21 protein-coding genes and 1 other annotated feature are annotated in these 16,819 nt (G+C 43.9%); of the genes, 18 read left to right on the forward strand and 3 right to left on the reverse strand.

Translation table 11 applies throughout. The features are described 5' to 3' along the window. The first annotated feature begins 4 nt into the window (after window positions 1-4). The 9 genes from mreC (at window position 5) to rpmA (ending at window position 5,828) form a co-directional block, all read left to right on the forward strand. A complete protein-coding gene (mreC, locus tag WA279_RS01025) occupies window positions 5-877 on the forward strand; it encodes a rod shape-determining protein MreC (protein ID WP_003222609.1) in 873 nt (290 codons plus the stop codon). Then, window positions 874-1,392 (forward strand): rod shape-determining protein MreD, encoded by a 519-nt coding sequence (mreD, locus tag WA279_RS01030; protein ID WP_004398811.1) that lies wholly within the window; start codon window positions 874-876, stop codon window positions 1,390-1,392. The genes mreC and mreD overlap by 4 nt, the downstream gene beginning before the upstream one ends. Window positions 1,393-1,444: 52 nt before the next feature. After that, window positions 1,445-2,125, forward strand: a complete 681-nt coding sequence (minC, locus tag WA279_RS01035; protein WP_004398901.1) for a septum site-determining protein MinC — start codon at window positions 1,445-1,447, stop codon at window positions 2,123-2,125. Window position 2,126: 1 nt separating this feature from the next. Then, the gene (gene minD, locus WA279_RS01040; RefSeq protein WP_014664846.1) at window positions 2,127-2,933 is read left to right on the forward strand and encodes a septum site-determining protein MinD; all 807 of its coding nucleotides are present in this window, start codon (window positions 2,127-2,129) and stop codon (window positions 2,931-2,933) included. 148 nt (window positions 2,934-3,081) lie between these two features. Then, a complete protein-coding gene (spoIVFA, locus tag WA279_RS01045) occupies window positions 3,082-3,876 on the forward strand; it encodes a stage IV sporulation protein SpoIVFA (RefSeq protein ID WP_029727118.1) in 795 nt (264 codons plus the stop codon). Beyond that, window positions 3,869-4,735, forward strand: a complete 867-nt coding sequence (gene spoIVFB, locus WA279_RS01050; RefSeq protein ID WP_103803775.1) for a stage IV sporulation intramembrane metalloprotease SpoIVFB — start codon at window positions 3,869-3,871, stop codon at window positions 4,733-4,735. The genes spoIVFA and spoIVFB overlap by 8 nt, the downstream gene beginning before the upstream one ends. 57 nt (window positions 4,736-4,792) lie before the next feature. Further along, window positions 4,793-4,868: a sequence feature (ribosomal protein L21 leader region), on the forward strand. A 13-nt stretch (window positions 4,869-4,881) separates the two neighbouring features. Beyond that, window positions 4,882-5,190 carry a 50S ribosomal protein L21 gene (rplU, locus tag WA279_RS01055; RefSeq protein ID WP_010330275.1) on the forward strand — a complete coding sequence of 103 codons (309 nt, stop codon included), beginning with the start codon at window positions 4,882-4,884 and terminating at the stop codon, window positions 5,188-5,190. A 2-nt stretch (window positions 5,191-5,192) separates the two neighbouring features. Continuing rightward, window positions 5,193-5,531: a ribosomal-processing cysteine protease Prp gene (locus tag WA279_RS01060; protein ID WP_003229669.1), complete on the forward strand. Its 339-nt coding sequence runs from the start codon at window positions 5,193-5,195 to the stop codon at window positions 5,529-5,531. A 12-nt stretch (window positions 5,532-5,543) separates the two neighbouring features. Continuing rightward, window positions 5,544-5,828, forward strand: a complete 285-nt coding sequence (gene rpmA, locus WA279_RS01065; RefSeq protein WP_003222623.1) for a 50S ribosomal protein L27 — start codon at window positions 5,544-5,546, stop codon at window positions 5,826-5,828. A 120-nt stretch (window positions 5,829-5,948) separates the two neighbouring features. On the opposite strand, the gene WA279_RS01070 is transcribed toward rpmA, so the two are convergent. Further along, a complete protein-coding gene (locus tag WA279_RS01070) occupies window positions 5,949-6,071 on the reverse strand; it encodes a hypothetical protein (RefSeq protein WP_003229671.1) in 123 nt (40 codons plus the stop codon). Window positions 6,072-6,148: 77 nt separating this feature from the next. Here WA279_RS01070 and spo0B point away from each other — a divergent pair, with 77 nt between their 5' ends. Genes spo0B through pheA form a run of 4 tightly spaced genes read left to right on the forward strand, consistent with a single transcriptional unit; the run spans window position 6,149 to window position 9,425 of the window. Then, the gene (gene spo0B, locus WA279_RS01075) at window positions 6,149-6,727 is read left to right on the forward strand and encodes a sporulation initiation phosphotransferase Sop0B (RefSeq protein WP_004399131.1); all 579 of its coding nucleotides are present in this window, start codon (window positions 6,149-6,151) and stop codon (window positions 6,725-6,727) included. A gap of 33 nt (window positions 6,728-6,760) precedes the next feature. Further along, window positions 6,761-8,047 carry a GTPase ObgE gene (gene obgE / locus WA279_RS01080; RefSeq protein WP_014664841.1) on the forward strand — a complete coding sequence of 429 codons (1,287 nt, stop codon included), beginning with the start codon at window positions 6,761-6,763 and terminating at the stop codon, window positions 8,045-8,047. A gap of 60 nt (window positions 8,048-8,107) precedes the next feature. Then, window positions 8,108-8,551, forward strand: a complete 444-nt coding sequence (thrR, locus tag WA279_RS01085; RefSeq protein WP_003222630.1) for a transcriptional regulator ThrR — start codon at window positions 8,108-8,110, stop codon at window positions 8,549-8,551. A gap of 16 nt (window positions 8,552-8,567) precedes the next feature. Continuing rightward, a complete protein-coding gene (pheA, locus tag WA279_RS01090; RefSeq protein ID WP_014477545.1) occupies window positions 8,568-9,425 on the forward strand; it encodes a prephenate dehydratase in 858 nt (285 codons plus the stop codon). Window positions 9,426-9,448: 23 nt separating this feature from the next. Here the strand turns inward: pheA and WA279_RS01095 are convergent, their stop codons facing one another. Then, window positions 9,449-9,991, reverse strand: coding sequence for a transcription repressor NadR (locus WA279_RS01095; RefSeq protein ID WP_160244787.1), 543 nt, complete (start codon window positions 9,989-9,991; stop codon window positions 9,449-9,451). Continuing rightward, complete coding sequence (gene nifS / locus WA279_RS01100; protein WP_336153953.1) at window positions 9,951-11,138, reverse strand: cysteine desulfurase NifS; 1,188 nt, start codon at window positions 11,136-11,138, stop codon at window positions 9,951-9,953. Before nifS ends, WA279_RS01095 begins: the two co-directional genes overlap by 41 nt. Window positions 11,139-11,240: 102 nt before the next feature. On the opposite strand from nifS, the gene nadB reads away from it, so the two are divergent. The 5 genes from nadB (at window position 11,241) to sgpA (ending at window position 16,776) form a co-directional block, all read left to right on the forward strand. After that, window positions 11,241-12,836 carry an L-aspartate oxidase gene (gene nadB, locus WA279_RS01105; protein WP_251187567.1) on the forward strand — a complete coding sequence of 532 codons (1,596 nt, stop codon included), beginning with the start codon at window positions 11,241-11,243 and terminating at the stop codon, window positions 12,834-12,836. Next, the gene (nadC, locus tag WA279_RS01110) at window positions 12,790-13,659 is read left to right on the forward strand and encodes a carboxylating nicotinate-nucleotide diphosphorylase (RefSeq protein ID WP_336153956.1); all 870 of its coding nucleotides are present in this window, start codon (window positions 12,790-12,792) and stop codon (window positions 13,657-13,659) included. Before nadB ends, nadC begins: the two co-directional genes overlap by 47 nt. Beyond that, complete coding sequence (nadA, locus tag WA279_RS01115) at window positions 13,646-14,752, forward strand: quinolinate synthase NadA (RefSeq protein WP_003229691.1); 1,107 nt, start codon at window positions 13,646-13,648, stop codon at window positions 14,750-14,752. The genes nadC and nadA overlap by 14 nt, the downstream gene beginning before the upstream one ends. A 116-nt stretch (window positions 14,753-14,868) precedes the next feature. Continuing rightward, window positions 14,869-16,032, forward strand: coding sequence for a spore coat assembly protein SafA (safA, locus tag WA279_RS01120; protein WP_101502145.1), 1,164 nt, complete (start codon window positions 14,869-14,871; stop codon window positions 16,030-16,032). A gap of 147 nt (window positions 16,033-16,179) precedes the next feature. Beyond that, entirely contained in the window at window positions 16,180-16,776 is a 597-nt protein-coding gene (sgpA, locus tag WA279_RS01125; protein WP_003245996.1) for a spore germination protein SgpA, read from the forward strand. Window positions 16,777-16,819 lie beyond the last annotated feature (43 nt).

Below are 16,819 nucleotides of genomic sequence, written 5' to 3' on the forward strand. Positions count from 1 at the left end.
CACGATGCCGAATAAGCGGTTAATGCTATTACTTCTGTGTATTATCATATTGGTGGCTATGATTGGATTTTCGCTGAAGGGCGGCCGCAATACCACCTGGCCTGAGAAAGTGATCGGCGATACGACGGGAGTATTTCAAAATATTTTTCATACGCCTGCCGAATTTTTTGCAGGAATATTTGAGAACATCAATGATTTAAAAAACACATACAAAGAAAACGAGCGTCTAAGAGAAAAGCTTGACGGACAGACACAATATGAAGCCAAGCTTCAAGAGCTTGAAGAAGAAAACAAATCCTTGCGAGACGAGCTTGGCCATGTCAAATCGATTAAAGATTACAAGCCGATTTTAGCAACGGTCATCGCCAGAAGCCCTGATAATTGGGCGAAACAGGTCACCATTAACAAGGGGACTCAGCAAAACGTAGCGAAAGATATGGCCGTTACAAACGAAAAAGGCGCATTAATCGGCAAGATCAAAAGTTCCGGACTTAATAATTTTACGTCTACTGTTCAGCTTTTAAGCGATACTGACCGCAATAACAGAGTCGCGACGAAAATTTCCGGAAAAAAAGGAAGCAAAGGCTACGGCTTGATCGAAGGATATGACAAAGAGAAAAAACGTCTTAAGATGACAATTATTGAGCGTAAGGATAAACAAGACGTGAAAAAAGGCGATCTTATTGAAACATCAGGGACAGGCGGTGTTTTCCCAGAAGGGCTGACAATCGGTGAAGTGACTGATATCGAGTCAGATTCCTATGGACTAACGAAGGTTGCTTATGTAAAACCTGCGGCTGACCTTACCGATTTAAATAATGTGATCGTTGTTAACCGTGACGTGCCGACTGTCGATACAGAGGAGGAAGGATCGTGAAACGTTTCCTTCTCCCTTTCGTTATGATGCTTGTTTTTTCTGCGGAAAGCATTTTTACAGATTTGGTGCATTTTCCTTTCGTTACAGATGACCAAGTGCTCGCCCCGCGTTTTTTGATGCTTGTATTGATATTCATGTCGGCTTTTATCAACCAAAAACACGCGATGATTTACGGATTTATTTTTGGTTTTCTATATGACATGAACTATACAAGTCTATTAGGCGTTTACATGTTTGGTTTTGCAGGGCTATGCTATTTGGCTTCAAAAGCGTTTAAAGTGTTACATACAAACGCATTTGTAGTGATATTGATAGCAGTTCTGGCTGTCTGTCTGCTCGAATTTTACGTATTCGGCATTCAGTCTTTGATTCATAAAGACATTATGACGTTTAACGGATTTGTGCTTGACCGGTTTATACCGACAATTTTATTAAATATTGCAGCAGCTCTTATTCTTGTTCTGCCATTTAGATTGTTTTTTATGAGTCTAAAGAAAGAATTGAGAGATGAGTAAAAAGGATTTTATCTTTTTTTGACGAAATGAGTATGTTGTTGAGGTGAATATTGTGAAGACCAAAAAGCAGCAATATGTAACAATAAAAGGAACAAAGAATGGACTAACATTGCATCTGGATGATGCGTGTTCTTTTGATGAGCTTCTCGATGGTCTTCAGAATATGCTGTCAATTGAACAATATACCGATGGAAAAGGCCAGAAAATCAGCGTTCATGTTAAGCTGGGAAATCGCTTTTTATATAAGGAGCAAGAGGAACAGCTAACAGAATTGATTGCGTCAAAGAAAGATTTGTTTGTTCATTCTATTGACAGTGAAGTCATTACTAAAAAAGAAGCACAGCAGATTAGAGAGGAAGCCGAAATTATTTCTGTATCAAAAATTGTCCGTTCAGGCCAAGTGCTGCAGGTAAAAGGCGACTTGCTCCTGATCGGTGACGTGAATCCCGGCGGAACAGTCAGGGCCGGAGGGAACATTTTTGTTCTGGGCTCACTGAAAGGAATCGCGCATGCCGGGTTTAATGGAAATAATCAAGCGGTCATCGCCGCCTCTGAAATGCTTCCGACACAATTAAGAATCAATCATGTGTTAAATCGCTCCCCAGACCACATTCAAAAAGGGAACGAAATGGAATGTGCTTATTTAGATACAGACGGAAATATGGTCATTGAACGCCTTCAACATTTGGCTCATTTAAGACCTGATCTAACAAGGCTTGAGGGAGGAATGTGAATTGGGTGAGGCTATCGTAATAACTTCGGGAAAAGGCGGAGTAGGTAAGACAACAACATCTGCGAACCTCGGTACCGCCTTAGCCATTTTAGGGAAGCGCGTATGCTTAGTAGATACTGATATAGGACTGCGCAACCTTGATGTTGTAATGGGTCTTGAAAATAGAATTATTTACGATCTGGTAGACGTTGTAGAGGGCAGATGCAAAATGCATCAGGCGCTCGTAAAAGACAAACGTTTCGATGATCTGCTCTATTTAATGCCCGCTGCTCAAACGAGCGATAAGACAGCTGTTGCTCCTGAACAAATTAAAAACATGGTCCAAGAGCTCAAACAGGAATTTGACTATGTCATCATAGACTGTCCTGCCGGAATCGAGCAAGGGTACAAAAATGCCGTTTCCGGAGCTGATAAAGCGATTGTGGTCACTACGCCTGAAATCTCAGCTGTTCGTGATGCTGACCGTATTATAGGGCTGCTGGAGCAAGAAGAAAATGTTGAATCGCCGCGGCTTGTTGTAAACAGAATCAGAAATCACCTGATGAAAAACGGTGACACGATGGATATCGACGAAATCGTACAGCATCTGTCGATCGATTTGCTCGGAATCGTGGCTGATGATGATGAAGTCATCAAAGCTTCCAACCATGGTGAACCGATTGCGATGGACCCGAAAAACCGCGCTTCTATTGCATATCGCAATATTGCCCGCCGCATCTTAGGTGAATCTGTTCCTTTACAGGTGCTTGAAGAGCAAAACAAAGGAATGATGGCTAAGATTAAGTCATTTTTCGGAGTAAGATCTTAATGTGATAGAATCAAAGAGAAGAATCTGACAAAGCATATGCTGTGTCAGGTTTTTTTGTTTTTGCCTGCTTTGTTCTTGACTAAACCGAATATTTGCCATGGACAAGACATATGATGTACAAACCCAACGAATGCAAAGGATGATGGCAATGAGTCACAGAGCAGATGAAATCAGAAAACGATTAGAGAAAAGAAGAAAACAGCTTTCCGGCTCAAAACGTTTCTCTACTCAGACAGTTTCTGAAAAGCAGAAACCCCCGTCCTGGGTGATGGTAACGGATCAGGAAAAGCATGGAACACTTCCGGTCTACGAAGATAACATGCCAACTTTCAACGGAAAACACCCATTGGTGAAAACAGATTCAATTATCCTGAAATGTCTTCTGTCGGCCTGCCTTGTTCTCGTTTCAGCTATAGCCTATAAAACAAACATTGGACCCGTCAGTCAGATTAAACCCGCCGTAGCCAAAACCTTTGAAACTGAATTTCAATTTGCCTCAGCAAGCCATTGGTTCGAAACCAAATTCGGAAATCCGCTTGCTTTCCTGGCTCCTGAACACAAAAATAAGGAACAGCAGATTGAAGTAGGCAAAGATCTGATCGCGCCTGCATCCGGGAAAGTACAGCAGGATTTTCAGGACAATGGGGAAGGAATTAAAGTCGAAACAAGCAGCGATAAGATTGATAGTGTAAAAGAAGGCTATGTGGTTGAAGTCAGCAAAGACAGCCAGACGGGACTGACGGTTAAGGTGCAGCATGCTGACAACACCTATAGTATCTATGGCGAGCTCAAAGATGTGGATGTTGCTTTATATGATTTTGTGGATAAAGGCAAAAAGCTCGGTTCGATTAAGCTTGATGATCATAATAAAGGGGTCTATTATTTTGCCATGAAAGACGGCGATAAATTTATTGATCCGATTCAGGTGATTACATTTGAATAAATGGCTCGACCTTATCTTAAAGATCCATGTGCATCCTTTTCTTTGGATTATCGCGGCGCTGGGCTTGCTCACAGGCCATATGAAAGCATTATTATGTCTGCTCCTGATTGTATTGATTCATGAGCTGGGGCATGCTGCTCTGGCCGTATTTTTTTCTTGGAGAATCAAGCGTGTTTTTTTGCTGCCGTTTGGGGGAACGGTCGAAGTGGAAGAGCACGGAAATCGGCCGTTAAAGGAAGAGTTTGCGGTCATTATTGCCGGCCCTCTTCAGCACATCTGGCTTCAGTTTGCCGCCTGGATGCTTGCAGAAGTCTCAGTGATTCATCAGCATACCTTTGAACTCTTCACCTTTTATAATCTTTCTATCTTATTTGTCAATTTACTGCCGATCTGGCCGCTGGATGGAGGAAAACTGTTATTTTTGTTGTTTTCCAAACAGCTGCCTTTTCAAAAGGCTCACCGGCTTAATCTAAAAACGTCGCTCTGCTTCTGCCTGTTGCTCGGGTGCTGGGTTTTATTCGTGATTCCTCTGCAAATCAGCGCATGGGTTTTGTTTGTCTTTCTGGCTGTTTCCTTGTTTGAGGAATATCGGCAAAGGCACTATACCCATGTGAGATTTCTCCTCGAAAGGTATTACGGAAAAAACAGAGAGCTTGAGAAACTTCTGCCGCTGACAGTAAAGGCGGAGGATAAAGTCTATCATGTGATGGCCGAGTTCAAACGTGGCTGTAAGCATCCGATTATTATAGAAAAATCAGGCCAAAAGCTCAGCCAGCTTGACGAGAATGAAGTGCTGCACGCTTACTTTGCCGATAAGCGGACGAATTCTTCCATGGAGGAACTGCTTCTGCCCTACTAAAACTGATTGACAAACGCCTTGTATTTTGGTATATTTTTTAATGTTATGGATGTAGCACCATTGCTACAACCGCTCAGTACAGGTGTTAAGAGCTTTTACAGCCCCCTGGTATCTGGCGAGTCTTAGTCTAATAGGAGGTGCAGAGAATGTACGCAATCATTAAAACAGGCGGTAAACAAATCAAAGTTGAAGAAGGCCAAACTGTTTACATCGAAAAACTTGCTGCTGAAGCAGGTGAAACAGTTACTTTTGAAGACGTTTTGTTTGTTGGCGGAGACAACGTGAAAGTCGGCAACCCTACAGTTGAAGGCGCGACAGTAACGGCTAAAGTTGAAAAACAAGGCCGCGCGAAAAAAATCACTGTTTTCAGATACAAAGCAAAGAAAAACGTTCATAAAAAACAAGGTCATCGTCAGCCTTACACTAAATTGACGATCGAAAAAATCAACGCGTAAGCATGATTCAGGCAACAATAAGGAGGTCTCATGATAAAGGCATATTGTCTTTTGAAATGACGGGCCATGCGAATTTTGCTGAACATGGACAAGATCTTGTTTGTGCCGGAGTGACAGCCGTTGTGTTTGGAGCCGTTAACGCGGTCATTGTGCTCGCGGGCTTCGAGCCGCTTCTTGATATAGGGGAGGACGGGGGTTATTTTTATTTTGAATTCCCTGAATCTCTTGATCCAGAGGCACGCCAAAAAGCTCAGCTGCTGATTGAAGGCATGATTGTTTCGCTGGAGACAATCGAACGGGATTACAAAGACAACTTGCGTGTGACCACAAACATAATATAGGAGGTGAGCTACATGCTTAGATTAGATCTTCAGTTTTTCGCTTCTAAAAAAGGAGTAGGTTCTACAAAGAACGGACGTGACTCTGAGGCTAAACGTTTAGGTGCTAAACGTGCTGACGGTCAATTCGTAACAGGCGGTTCTATCCTTTACCGTCAACGCGGAACAAAAATTTACCCAGGTGAAAACGTGGGCCGCGGCGGAGATGACACTCTATTTGCGAAAATCGACGGAACTGTTAAATTCGAACGTTTCGGCCGTGACCGCAAAAAAGTGAGCGTATATCCTGTAGCTCAATAATGATTCAAAAAACTCCGGTCGATGATGACTGGAGTTTTTTTTGCAATATGCGGAGTAAACACCTAGAATGAAATGCAGAGTATGTGCGAGCAGACCCCGCCAAGAATGAGAATAAACATCTCAAACCCACTGGATATGTTCCCCAAGCAGTAATACATAAAATGTTCTGCCTGGCTGCAAATCAACCAAAGCCAGAAAAAAGGAACATGATATTTCTGGGAAAAACAATTGTTTTTCTAACAAAGCCTTCTCTGTTATAATTCATAATACACACTTATACAGACTCCTAAATAAGAAATTAAATGATTGGGAGTGCGAAAATGAAGGATGTTTCAAAAAATCAAGAAGAAAATATAAGCGACACGGCATTAACAAACGAACTGATTCATCTGCTTGGCCATTCCCGGCATGATTGGATGAATAAGCTGCAGCTGATTAAAGGAAACTTAAGCTTACAGAAGTATGACCGCGTCTTTGAAATGATTGAAGAAATGGTTATAGACGCAAAGCACGAATCAAAGCTCTCAAACCTGAAAACACCGCATTTGGCGTTTGATTTTCTTACATTCAATTGGAAAACCCATTATATGACGCTTGAATATGAAGTTCTCGGAGAAATTAAGGATTTGTCGGCTTATGATCAAAAGCTGGCGAAACTGATGAGAAAGCTGTTTCATCTGTTTGATCAAGCAGTCAGCAGAGAGAGTGAAAATCATTTAACAGTTTCGCTTCAAACGGATCATCCTGACAGACAGCTGATTCTGTACCTTGATTTTCACGGCGCCTTTGCCGATCCATCTGCTTTTGATGATATTCGGCAGAATGGATATGAGGACGTTGATATCATGCGTTTTGAAATCACGAGTCACGAATGTCTGATTGAAATTGGGTTGGACTAGCGGAGTTTTTAACGGTTTAGAACGGAGGACATTATGTTTGTAGATCAGGTCAAAGTATATGTAAAAGGCGGCGACGGCGGCAACGGTATGGTTGCGTTTCGCCGTGAAAAATATGTGCCGAAAGGCGGCCCTGCCGGCGGTGACGGAGGAAAGGGAGGAGACGTCGTTTTTGAAGTAGATGAAGGTCTCCGCACCCTGATGGATTTTAGATACAAAAAACACTTTAAAGCGATTCGCGGCGAGCATGGCATGTCCAAAAACCAGCACGGACGAAATGCTGATGATATGGTCATTAAAGTTCCGCCGGGCACCGTTGTGACAGACGATGATACAAAACAGGTCATCGCTGATTTAACAGAGCACGGACAGCGGGCTGTCATTGCAAGAGGCGGAAGAGGCGGAAGAGGGAATAGCCGCTTTGCTACACCGGCTAATCCCGCGCCTCAGCTTTCAGAAAACGGCGAGCCGGGAAAAGAACGCTACATTGTTCTTGAATTAAAAGTGCTTGCAGATGTCGGACTTGTCGGGTTCCCGAGTGTGGGAAAATCGACTTTGCTGTCTGTTGTCTCATCTGCAAAACCGAAAATTGCGGACTATCACTTTACAACGCTTGTCCCGAATCTCGGCATGGTTGAAACGGATGACGGGCGCAGCTTTGTAATGGCAGATTTACCAGGGCTAATTGAGGGCGCACACCAAGGCGTCGGACTTGGCCATCAGTTTTTGCGCCATATTGAACGGACACGAGTTATTGTTCATGTCATTGACATGTCCGGCTTAGAAGGCCGCGATCCGTATGATGATTATGTCACGATTAATCAGGAACTGAGCGAGTACAATCTGCGACTCACTGAGCGTCCGCAAATTATCGTTGCAAATAAAATGGACATGCCGGAGGCTGCGGAAAATCTCGAAGCCTTTAAAGAAAAGCTGACGGATGATTATCCAGTATTCCCGATCAGCGCGGTGACAAGAGAAGGCCTTCGCGAGCTTCTGTTTGAAGTTGCCAATCAGCTTGAGAACACACCGGAATTCCCGCTGTATGACGAGGAAGAGCTTACACAAAACCGTGTCATGTACACGATGGAAAATGAAGAAGTGCCATTTAACATTACACGCGATCCAGACGGTGTATTTGTGCTTTCAGGAGACAGCCTTGAGCGGTTATTCAAGATGACTGATTTCTCACGTGATGAATCGGTTAAACGGTTTGCAAGACAGATGCGCGGAATGGGTGTTGATGAAGCACTCAGAGAACGCGGAGCCAAGGATGGAGATATAATCAGGCTTCTGGAATTTGAATTTGAATTTATTGATTAATGAATGTTGGCTGAAAAGAGAGCCTGGTGTCAGGCTCTCTATTTTAAAGGGGAGATGCAAATGAAAGAGGAGACATTTTATCTTGTCCGTGAAGATGTATTGCCCGATGCAATGAGAAAAACATTAGAAGTCAAAAAGCTGCTTGATCGAAAAAAAGCAGATTCAGTAGCAGATGCCGTTCAAAAGGTCGATTTAAGCAGAAGTGCGTTTTATAAATACAGGGATGCTGTTTTTCCATTCTACACCATGGTAAAAGAACAAATTATCACACTTTTCTTTCATTTAGAGGATAGGTCAGGTGCGTTATCTCAGCTTCTTCAGGCGGTAGCTGATTCTGGAAGCAACGTTCTTTCCATTCATCAGACCATTCCGCTTCAAGGCAGAGCAAATGTGACACTGTCTATCAGTACGTCGGCAATGGAAGAAGACATTCATACATTAATGAATAAGCTCAGGAAGTTTGATTTTGTAGAAAAGGTTGAAATATTAGGTTCAGGTGCATAAGGGAGAGAAAATCGTCATGAAAGTCGGTTATTTAGGTCCAGCAGCTACATTTACACATCTAGCAGTCAGTTCTTGTTTTCAAAACGGCGCCGAACATGTTGCTTACCGCACCATTCCGGAGTGTATAGATGCAGCCGTTGCAGGCGAAGTTGATTTTGCTTTTGTTCCTTTGGAAAATGCTTTAGAAGGATCTGTTAATCTAACAATAGACTATTTAATACATGAACAGCCTTTGCCAATCGTGGGTGAAATGACGTTGCCGATTCATCAGCACTTGCTCGTCCATCCCTCAAGAGAGAATGCATGGAAAGAGCTCGACAAAATTTACTCACATTCACACGCGATTGCGCAATGCCATAAATTTCTTCATCGACATTTTCCTTCCGTTCCATATGAATACGCCAATTCTACCGGGGCGGCAGCAAAGTTTGTCAGTGACCATCCCGAGCTGAATATCGGGGTCATTGCCAATGATATGGCAGCTTCTACATACGAATTAAAAATCGTGAAACGGGATATACAAGATTATAGGGACAATCATACAAGATTTGTTATCCTGTCTCCTGATGAAAACATATCTTTTGAAGTGAATTCAAAATTGAGCTCTAGGCCCAAAACGACCTTAATGGTCATGCTGCCGCAGGATGATCAGTCCGGGGCGCTGCATAGAGTGCTGTCTGCATTTTCTTGGAGAAATTTAAACTTGTCAAAAATTGAGTCACGTCCGACTAAAACCGGATTAGGCCATTATTTCTTTATTATTGATATTGAAAAAGCGTTTGATGATGTATTGATTCCAGGGGCCATGCAGGAGCTTGAAGCGCTCGGCTGCAAAGTGAAGCTCCTGGGTGCATACCAGTCTTACCAATTATAAAAAAGCCCTCTAGAGGGCTTTTTTTAGTCTTTAATTAAAATGCCGGCTTCTTCGAGGGCTTGGCAGGCTTGATCGATGCGATGTTCATCAGGTGCTGTCAGTGTATGCAGGTGCACGCCGTCGGTCAGCTGTGATAAGTAGGCAGCATTCGTAGAATTGATTTTTTTGATGAAATGGCTAACTTCTTTCCGGGTGCCTACTTGGATGGCTGCAGTTAAATCTCCGTATACGGGATGCTCGATTTTTACGTCTTTTACTGTAACGCCTTCGTCGACGATGAGCTGCAGTTCCTCTTCTGTCCGTTCAGGACCGTGCAGACATGCTATGATTCTTTCTGCCTGCTGGTGCTGCTGAGCGGCTGCATCAATGTATACATATCCTTGGCTTGTGGCGATAATCGGTACATTTTTCGCTTTCAAGAGCGATATATCCTGTACAATAACCTGTCTTGAGACGTTCGCTTTTTTTGCGAGTTCTCCTCCTGTCAGCGGTGATTTAGATTCCTTCAGCCACAGAAGAAGCTGGTCACGCCTGTTGGCGCCCATTAGCTTTAATTCTTCGGTCAATATCAAATTCTCCTTTCTTTTGTTCCCAAAGCACTGTAAACGTATGTAATAACTGTTCCAGCTGTTCAGCTGTTGTATGCCTGCCAAAAGAGATGCGGATAAATTGCAGAGCTTCTTGTTCGGTTTTTCTTAATGCTTTCATTGTTTCAGACGGACCGTGGTAACCTGCTGAACAAGCGCTGCCGGTTGAAATGCAAATATTACTCCGATTACATTCTAACATAACATATTGTCCTTCAAATGAGTGAAAAAAACACCCTATAATATGCGGAAGACATTCTGCTTGCGAAGTGTCTGCCGCAAGGGTTATAGGGAGAGACCGAATACGGATTTGGTCTAGAAAGTATGTTCTTAATGCCTCATTGCGGGATATCTGTTTTTCTATTTCGCTTACGATCAATTCTGCAGCGGCAGTGAAGGCGCCGATCCCGGGAACATTTACGGTGCCGGCTCTGAATCCGTATTCGTGAGTAGTCAGAGGATAAACGGGTTTCCAAGGGACATCCGGACGGATATAGACCGCCCCTACTCCTTTTGGACCGTGGATTTTATGGCTGGACATTGAGAGTGCATCTACTCCCAGATTTTTTGTATTGATCGGGATCTTTCCAAACGTTTGAACAGCGTCGCAATGAAGAAGAATCCCCTTATTGTGCAGGTATGAAGACAGGCGTTGAATGGGCTGAATGATCCCGGTTTCAGAATTTGCATGCTGAATAGATATAAGGCCTGTTTCCGGCCGGATATGGGCTAGTAATATTTCCTCGGTAATAAGCCCGTATTCATTCGGTTCAATGACTGTTACATCATATCCCTGCTGTTCCAAAAAAGCAGCGCAATTATGAATGGACTGATGCTCCATGGCAGTCGTAATAAAATGTCTTTTCGTTTTTGGCAGGCCGTTTAGCAATGATTGAATGGCCAGAAAATTGGATTCAGTGCCGCCGCTTGTAAAATAGATGCCGCTTGCTTCTCCGCCAATGATGTTGGCGATTTTTTTACGGCAGTACTCCAGTATGTGCTTTGCTTTTCCTCCTGCATCATGCAGGCTGCTGGCATTTCCGTACATATCCATACTAAGCTTCTGATATACAGTAAGGGCTTCCTCACAAATAGGCGTTGTCGCTGCATAATCTAAATAAATCATCCGGTCTTCCTCCATCCGTTCTCCATAAAAAACTCTTGAGTTTATTTTATCCTTGTGTAAATATAGGTGTCAAGACAGGTGTAAACAACAGGAGGATGGCATATGTCTAAAAAGACGATTGCAGTCATCGGTTCAGGGGCGGCGGCACTTTCCTTAGCTGCAGCTTTCCCGCCCTCATACGAAGTGACTGTTATCACAAAAAAAAGCGTCAAAAACAGCAATTCTGTCTATGCACAAGGCGGGATTGCTGCGGCCTATGCAAAAGATGACTCGATTGAAGCCCATCTGAAGGATACGTTATACGCAGGGTGCGGCCATAATAATCTAGCTATTGCAGCAGACATTTTACATGATGGAAAAATGATGGTTCAAAGCCTATTGGAGCGTGGGTTTCCATTCGACCGCAATGAACGAGGCTGTGTTTGTCTTGGAAGAGAAGGGGCCCACTCATACAACCGCATATTTCATGCAGGCGGAGATGCAACAGGCAGGCTGCTTATCGATTATTTGCTCAAACGGATCAACAGCAAAATCAAGTTAATCGAGAATGAAACGGCAGCAGATTTGCTTATAGAGGACGGACGATGTATCGGCGTCATGACAAAAGACAGCAAAGGGCGGCTCAAGGTAAGGCACGCAGACGAAGTTGTGCTGGCTGCCGGCGGCTGTGGAAACCTGTTTCTTCACCATACGAATGATCCCACTGTCACAGGTGACGGTCTTTCTCTGGCTTACCGGGCCGGGGCGGAATTAACGGATTTGGAGTTTACTCAGTTTCACCCGACACTGCTTGTGAAAAATGGTGTTTCCTACGGGCTTGTTTCAGAAGCTGTCAGAGGGGAAGGCGGATGTTTAGTAGACGAAAACGGCCGCAGGATTATGGCTGAACGGCATCCTTTAGGTGACCTGGCTCCAAGAGATATTGTCTCACGGGTTATTCACGAAGAAATGGCAAAAGGAAATCGCGTTTATATAGACTTCAGTGCGATTTCTGATTTTGAAACGCGTTTCCCTACCATCACCGCTATTTGTGAAAAAGCAGGGGTTGATATCCAAAGCGGAAAAATTCCTGTTGCTCCGGGAATGCATTTCTTAATGGGAGGTGTTTCAGTTAATCGCTGGGGAGAAACGACAGTGCCGGGACTTTATGCGATTGGCGAGACAGCATGCTCCGGTTTACATGGAGCAAACCGGCTTGCAAGCAATTCTTTATTGGAAGCGCTGGTATTTGGAAAAAGGGCAGCAGAGCATATTATCCAAAAACCGGTTTATAACAGGCAATATCAATCACGGCTAGAAACCAGTGTCGTCTACGAGGTGCCGGATATAGAGGTGTATGAACTACAAAGCAAAATGACAAGCCACATGTCTATTTTGCGGGAACAAAGCAGTTTGATTGAGCTTAGCATCTGGCTTCATACGCTGCCTTTTCAGGAAGTAAATGTGAAGGATATCACAATTCGGCAGATGGAACTTTCTCATCTATGGCAAACTGCAAAGCTGATGACGTTTTCTGCGCTTTTGCGGGAGGAAAGCAGAGGGGCTCACTTCCGCACCGATTTTCCTCATGCTGAGGTGAGCTGGCAAGGAAGACAAATTGTCCATACAAAAAAAGGAACGAAGATCAGAAAAAACGAGGGGATTTGGAACAATGAATCATTTACAGCTGAAAAAATTACTGAATCACTTTTTTCTTGAGGATATTGGGACAGGGGATCTTACATCGCAGTCTATTTTTGGAGAACAGAGCTGTGAAGCGGAGATTGTTGCAAAGTCAGAGGGTATTTTTGCAGGAGCAGCGATCATAAAAGAAGGCTTTTCGTTATTGGACGAAAATGTTCAAATCATTTTACACAAAAAAGATGGGGACATGTTGCATAAAGGTGAAGTGATTGCCGAGTTACACGGTCCCGCAGCTGCGCTCCTTTCAGGAGAGCGGGTCGTATTAAATCTTATTCAGAGGCTGTCAGGAATTGCGACAATGACAAGAGAGGCTGTTCGGTGTCTGGATGATGAACAGATTAAAATTTGTGACACGAGAAAAACAACACCGGGGCTCAGAATGCTGGAGAAATATGCTGTCAGAGCCGGCGGCGGGTATAATCATCGATTCGGTTTGTATGACGGCATCATGATTAAAGATAATCATATCGCAGCATGCGGTTCTATTTTAGAGGCGTGCAAAAAAGCCCGTCAGGCCACGGGGCACATGGTAAATATCGAGGTGGAAATTGAAACGGAGGAACAGCTGCGGGAAGCAATTGCAGCTGGAGCGGGTGTTATTATGTTTGACAACTGTCCGCCTGATACGGTCCGTCATTTTGCAAAGCTCACACCGGATCATATAAAAACTGAAGCCTCCGGCGGGATTACGTTAGAATCTTTGCCTGCTTTTAAAGGGACGGGTGTGAATTATATTTCATTAGGATTTCTGACTCATTCCGTCAAAAGTTTAGATATCAGCATGGATGTTACGTTATCAAATGAATCTGTGGAGGAATGCCGTTATGTCAATTCTTGATGTGATCAAACAATCGAATGATATGATGCCCGAAAGTTATAAAGAACTATCGAGAAAGGATATGGAAACGCGCGTTGCCGCCATTAAGAAAAAGTTCGGCAGCAGGCTCTTTATACCAGGCCATCATTATCAAAAGGATGAAGTGATACAATTTGCTGACCAAACAGGCGACTCCCTGCAATTGGCCCAAGTAGCGGAAAAAAACAAAGAAGCGGATTATATCGTATTTTGCGGCGTTCACTTTATGGCAGAAACCGCCGATATGCTGACAAGCGAGCAGCAAACGGTCGTCCTGCCAGATATGAGAGCTGGATGTTCTATGGCTGACATGGCTGACATGCAGCAGACCAATAGGGCATGGAAGAAGCTTCAGCATATATTTGGAGATACGATCATACCTTTAACTTATGTGAACTCCACTGCGGAGATCAAGGCATTCGTCGGAAAGCATGGCGGAGCAACTGTGACTTCTTCGAATGCGAAAAAAGTGCTTGAATGGGCGTTTACACAGAAAAAAAGAATTTTATTTTTGCCTGATCAGCATTTAGGGAGAAATACGGCTTATGATCTGGGCATTGCGCTTGAAGATATGGCTGTGTGGGACCCGATGAAAGATGAATTAGTAGCTGAATCCGGGCATACGAATGTGAAAGTGATTTTGTGGAAAGGGCATTGCTCTGTTCACGAGAAATTCACCACTAAAAATATCCATGATATGAGAGAGCGAGACCCCGACATTCAGATCATTGTGCACCCGGAATGTTCACACGAAGTCGTGACACTAAGCGATGATAACGGATCAACTAAATATATTATCGACACAATCAACCAGGCTCCGGCGGGAAGCAAGTGGGCAATCGGGACAGAAATGAATCTTGTTCAGCGGATCATTCACGAGCATCCAGATAAACAAATCGAATCACTTAACCCTGACATGTGCCCTTGCCTGACAATGAACCGAATTGATTTGCCGCATTTGTTGTGGTCGCTGGAACAAATTGAAAAAGGAGAACCTTCAGGCGTCATCAAGGTGCCAAAAGCCATTCAGGAAGATGCACTCCTTGCCCTGAATCGAATGCTTTCGATCACGTAGATCAGAAATATTTTCCCTTCCTTTACTCATAACTTCTTTTGTTCAGGCATATGTTGTGAAGAAACATATTGTAATCACAGCTGAACTGTTCACGTTTTGCATAGGAGGGGAAAACGTTGAAAATCCATATCGTTCAAAAAGGCGATTCGCTCTGGAAAATAGCTGAAAAGTACGGAGTCGATGTTGAGGAAGTGAAAAAACTCAATACACAGCTTAGCAATCCAGACTTAATCATGCCTGGAATGAAAATAAAAGTGCCGTCAGAAGGAGTCCCGGTCAGAAAAGAGCCAAAAGCGGGCAAAAGTCCTGCGGCCGGGAGTGTGAAGCAAGAACATCCATATGCGAAAGAGAAGCCTAAATCCGTTGTCGATGTAGAAGACACAAAGCCGAAAGAAAAGAAGTCCATGCCGTATGTCCCGCCGATGCCTAATTTGCAGGAAAATGTGTACCCTGAAGCTGATGTGAACGATTATTATGATATGAAACAGCTTTTCCAGCCTTGGTCGCCTCCTAAACCGGAGGAGCCGAAAAAACATCATGACGGAAATATGGATCATATGTATCATATGCAAGACCAATTTCCACAACAGGAGGCTATGAGTAATATGGAAAATGCAAATTATCCGAATATGCCTAATATGCCAAAGGCGCCAGAGGTAGGCGGTATAGAAGAGGAAAACGTTCATCACACAGTTCCGAATATGCCGATGCCGGCTGTTCAGCCTTATTATCATTATCCGGCTCATTTCGTACCGTGTCCGGTGCCTGTTTCGCCAATTCTTCCAGGATCAGGATTATGCTATCCGTACTATCCGGCACAAGCTTATCCAATGCATCCGATGCATGGATACCAGCCAGGCTTTGTATCGCCTCAGTATGACCCGGGTTATGAAAACCAGCATCATGAAAACACCCATCACGGACATTACGGTTCATACGGTGCGCCGCAATACGCATCTCCGGCTTATGGATCTCCGTATGGACATATGCCGTATGGCCCTTATTACGGCACTCCCCAAGTAATGGGAGCATACCAGCCTGCTGCGGCTCATGGTTACATGCCGTACAAAGATCATGACGACTGCGGCTGTGACGGTGATCATCAGCCATATTTCTCTGCGCCTGGCCATTCGGGAATGGGAGCTTACGGAAGCCCTAATATGCCATATGGCACAGCTAACCCAAATCCAAACCCATATTCGGCAGGAGTTTCTATGCCAATGACGAATCAGCCTTCTGTAAACCAAATGTTTGGCCGGCCGGAAGAAGAAAATGAGTGATCGTTCGGAACGATGTAAATCGTTCCTTTTTTTATTTTCAAGCAGATCACTGCCAAATGGAGAGAACTGACACGCTTAACATGCCCCCCATACGCACATGATAAAAGCGAGCAAACATGCTCAATTCGTCCACGGGGGGTTTTTCCATTGGGTAAAAAAATGACGATCGCTAGCCTGATTCTAATGACAGCCGGCTTAACAGCATGCGGAGCAAACGATAATGCTATGAATGATACGCGCAATAACGGCAATACCCGTCCAATCGGATATTATACAAATGAAAATGACGCCGATAGACAGGGAGACGGAATCGACCACGATGGTCCTGTTTCTGAATTAATGGAGGATCAGAACGACGGTAACCGAAACACCACGAATGTAAATAACCGTGACCGTGTTACTGCTGACGATCGTGTTCCTTTGGCAACTGACGGAACATATAACAACACGAATAACCGAAACATGAATCGGAATGCAGCGAACAACGGGTATGACAACCAAGAAAACAGAAGACTGGCTGCAAAAATTGCCAACCGTGTGAAACAAGTGAAAAACGTCAATGACACACAAGTTATGGTATCGGATGACCGAGTAGTTATCGCAGTCAAAAGCCACAGAGAGTTCACAAAGTCTGACAGAGATAATGTCGTAAAAGCAGCGCGCAACTATGCAAATGGCCGTGATGTCCAAGTATCAACAGATAAAGGGCTGTTCAGAAAACTTCATAAAATGAACAACCGCTAGGAAGGAAGGGCTGCCGGAAGTGATATTCGGCAGCCTTTTTCTT

This window comes from Bacillus sp. 204(2023) (assembly GCF_037027505.1).
Lineage (GTDB): Bacteria > Bacillota > Bacilli > Bacillales > Bacillaceae > Bacillus > Bacillus subtilis.

Excerpts from the sequence above, each read along its gene's own strand:
- rplU (WP_010330275.1), top strand. The coding sequence starts at position 4,882 with ATGTACGCAATCATTAAAACAGGCGGTAAACAAATCAAAGTTGAAGAA.
- nadC (WP_336153956.1), top strand. The coding sequence starts at position 12,790 with ATGAATCATTTACAGCTGAAAAAATTACTGAATCACTTTTTTCTTGAG.
- rpmA (WP_003222623.1), top strand. The coding sequence starts at position 5,544 with ATGCTTAGATTAGATCTTCAGTTTTTCGCTTCTAAAAAAGGAGTAGGT.
- obgE (WP_014664841.1), top strand. The coding sequence starts at position 6,761 with ATGTTTGTAGATCAGGTCAAAGTATATGTAAAAGGCGGCGACGGCGGC.
- thrR (WP_003222630.1), top strand. The coding sequence starts at position 8,108 with ATGAAAGAGGAGACATTTTATCTTGTCCGTGAAGATGTATTGCCCGAT.
- spoIVFA (WP_029727118.1), top strand. The coding sequence starts at position 3,082 with ATGAGTCACAGAGCAGATGAAATCAGAAAACGATTAGAGAAAAGAAGA.
- nifS (WP_336153953.1), bottom strand. The coding sequence starts at position 11,138 with ATGATTTATTTAGATTATGCAGCGACAACGCCTATTTGTGAGGAAGCC.
- spo0B (WP_004399131.1), top strand. The coding sequence starts at position 6,149 with ATGAAGGATGTTTCAAAAAATCAAGAAGAAAATATAAGCGACACGGCA.
- nadA (WP_003229691.1), top strand. The coding sequence starts at position 13,646 with ATGTCAATTCTTGATGTGATCAAACAATCGAATGATATGATGCCCGAA.
- pheA (WP_014477545.1), top strand. The coding sequence starts at position 8,568 with ATGAAAGTCGGTTATTTAGGTCCAGCAGCTACATTTACACATCTAGCA.
- nadB (WP_251187567.1), top strand. The coding sequence starts at position 11,241 with ATGTCTAAAAAGACGATTGCAGTCATCGGTTCAGGGGCGGCGGCACTT.
- WA279_RS01060 (WP_003229669.1), top strand. The coding sequence starts at position 5,193 with ATGATTCAGGCAACAATAAGGAGGTCTCATGATAAAGGCATATTGTCT.
- mreC (WP_003222609.1), top strand. The coding sequence starts at position 5 with ATGCCGAATAAGCGGTTAATGCTATTACTTCTGTGTATTATCATATTG.